The organism is Ligilactobacillus sp., from assembly GCF_036846325.1.
Lineage (GTDB): Bacteria > Bacillota > Bacilli > Lactobacillales > Lactobacillaceae > Ligilactobacillus.
The window spans coordinates 1-2,828 of sequence record NZ_DAIUCE010000157.1 but is presented as its reverse complement, the minus strand read 5'-3'; the positions used below and the strand labels follow the sequence as shown (position 1 = coordinate 2,828).

Here is a 2,828-nt window from a genome sequence, read left to right as displayed (position 1 = left end):
CGTTCCGATTCATTCCTCGAAAAGCCGGAAATCATGATTGCCACGTCATATCTCAAGGCACTGGAAGACAACCGCGATGACATCTCACTCGTAGCCCTGCTGCGCTCTCCGCTCTACTGCGTGAATGAACGCGAACTGGCCTTCCTGCGCACGCTGCAGCACGGCTCGTTTTACGGTCTAATCTACAGGTTCAGAAATGAACATGAAACAGAAGAAGGAAGAAGCATGCTTGAGAATGCGGCCGAAGAACTCGGACTTGAAAGTGGCTTCATCGAAACACTGAATAAAAAGCTTGACAAGTTCGCAGAAGAATTCGAGATGCTGAGCTCGCTTGCATACACGACCAGTCCGAGCGACCTCGTCAACTTCATCCTGAGCGAAACGGACATCGTCTCAGTCTTCTCCGCCATGCCGCAGGGAAGCGGACGCCGCGCAAACCTCAACGGACTTGCCGGCTGCGTCAGAGAACTCGAGGACAGCGGCCTGACCAGTCTGAGCGAGATCAACGAAGCGCTTGACGGCGACAGCACCCTTGATGAAGTGAACGAAAACGTCGACGAAAATGTCGTGACCTTCACCACGATTCACGGCAGCAAGGGCCTGGAATTCCCGGTCGTATTCCTAAGCGAGGCCCAGTCCAGATCGAAAAGCAACGAAGGCGCGGCAGTCATCAGAAGAGACGGCCTGTTCTTCAAGTCACTGAAGATAGAAGAACTTGAAGACGGCATCAGGGACTACACAACGGACAACACCCTGCTCAAGGCGGCCGGCCTGAGCGACGAGGAGGAAGAAGAAAAGAAGCGTCTGCTGTACGTGGCCATGACGCGTGCGGAACAGTCGCTGCAAGTCATGGCATATGATACCAGGAAAAACCAGACAAAGTCGTTTCTTGACCTGATCTGCGCTGCCAAAGGAGACGAGAAGCCGGAATTTACAGCTCCTTGCTTCGAGAAGTCAGAAGAAGCAGGAAATTCCGTCGTCCCTGACGACCCTGCATTTGACGGAGAAAGGAAATCCCTTGAAGTCTCTGACGCAGATTTGATCAGTCCGGCGACGGCCGTCAAGAAGATGTTCTCGAAGACAGGCGGCGTGACATGCAGTAACATGCACTACAAGGGAGAAGAAGAAACTGAGGACGAACGCGTTCCGGCCGACGTTCTCGGGACTGCCGTCCACCTGATCTTCGAAAGAACCGACCTTGGCAGGGCGACTAAGGCGGAAGTCGAGAAAACCGCAGAAGAGCTCTGCCGGAAGGGATTCTTCAGCGAGTCCGTCCTTGAGGTCATAAAAGACACGTTCATCGACGGCATCGCCGCGCTCTACCGTACGAAGACCGGCAAAGAGCTCCGCCAGTCAGAAGACGTCAGACGGGAATTCCCGATCACCGTCCTGGTAAATGCAGAGCCTGAAGAAGGCAGCGATGACTACACAATCGTCCACGGCGTAATCGACGCCATGTACAGGAATCCAGACGGCAGATGGGTTCTCATCGACTACAAGACGGACGTCAACCTGAGCCGCGAGAAGGTTCTGAAGGAAAACTACGACGGTCAGCTCAGACTCTACGCCAAAGCGCTCGAGAAAATGGGCGAGCAGGTCGAATCCTGCTACCTGTACGGCGTCCGTCACCATGACCTGTTCAAGGTAGAAAAGGAGGACTAATGGGAAAGGCAGACAGAATCATCCAGATATACTTCAAGCTCATGTCGGAGCATTCCGCCATGAAGAGACAGCTTGAAAAGGATTTCGAGACCGACCGGCGCAGCATCGAGCGTGACATCAATGAAGTCGAGGGCATGCTGCCAAAGAGATACGTCATAATACACGAACGGACAGAAGACGGCGTGAAGTACAAGCTGGCCATCGCCGACCAGACAGAGACCGACACAGGATTCCTGAGCGAACCGCAGCTGCTCATGATCATCGGCATTCTCGCATCAAGCAGAATGCTTCAGGAAAAGGAAGCAAGAGACCTCATCAAGTCACTCGAGAAAGTGGCCCAGGTTGACCTGCTTTCAAAAGAGCAGCGAAACATCATCAGACAGGTTGAAAATTCCTCCCTGGAACACTACAGGGCCATAGAAAGCAGCCTTTCGCTAAGCGACGACTCCCCTCTCGGCGGAAAGGACTCCACCTTCGACGTACTGTACCAGCTGTATCAGGCAGTGTATTTCAGCAAGGACAAGTTCAAGATCGTAAGAATCTCCTATGTCCACAACAGCGGAAAGGAAGAAGACATAAGGGTCATGCCCTTCTCCATCGTCTTCGACAACCACTACCTCTACATGAGAGCCGTCAGCTGCGATACCGGCAGGCCATGGAACTACAGGGTCGACCGCATCATACACGTCGAACAGACAGGAGAGGAACCTGATTCTTCAATAGAGAAGAGCGACTACACCAGCAGGCCGGTGGCGAAGATGATGTTCGAGGAGGAAAACCCGGTGACAATCAGGTTCCGCTGCCATCACCCGGCCGTCAGCGCCGCTCTGGACGAGTTCTCCGACTGCTGCACGGAATACTGTCTCCATGACGCCGACGGAAACTCGGTTTCGACCATCGAGGAGACCCGCCCCGGAGGCTATGTCGACATGACCATCAGAAACTATTCCCAGGGCTGCATGTTCTGGTTCCTGAGCCAGGGCGACAAGGTCGAGGTTTTGACCGAGTCCGTCAGAAAAGACATCAGGGAAAAGCTGAAGGAAGCATTGAAACGATATGAATGATGGAAACGCCTCTGCGCATGTGACATGCGCAGGGGTGTTTTTTTGCACATCAGACACTGAATTTGAAAAATAAAGCACAAATTTTAACCGACGACACGATTT

General features: G+C 53.1%; 2 protein-coding genes. Both read left to right on the top strand.

All coding sequences use genetic code 11. The features are described from left to right. Positions 1–1,662: 3'-5' exonuclease (locus V7Z60_RS09645; protein ID WP_334117599.1), on the top strand; the 1,662-nt coding region annotated here is incomplete at its 5' end. Then, entirely contained in the window at positions 1,662–2,726 is a 1,065-nt protein-coding gene (locus V7Z60_RS09640; protein WP_334117598.1) for a helix-turn-helix transcriptional regulator, read from the top strand. The genes V7Z60_RS09645 and V7Z60_RS09640, both read left to right, overlap by 1 nt. Positions 2,727–2,828 lie beyond the last annotated feature (102 nt).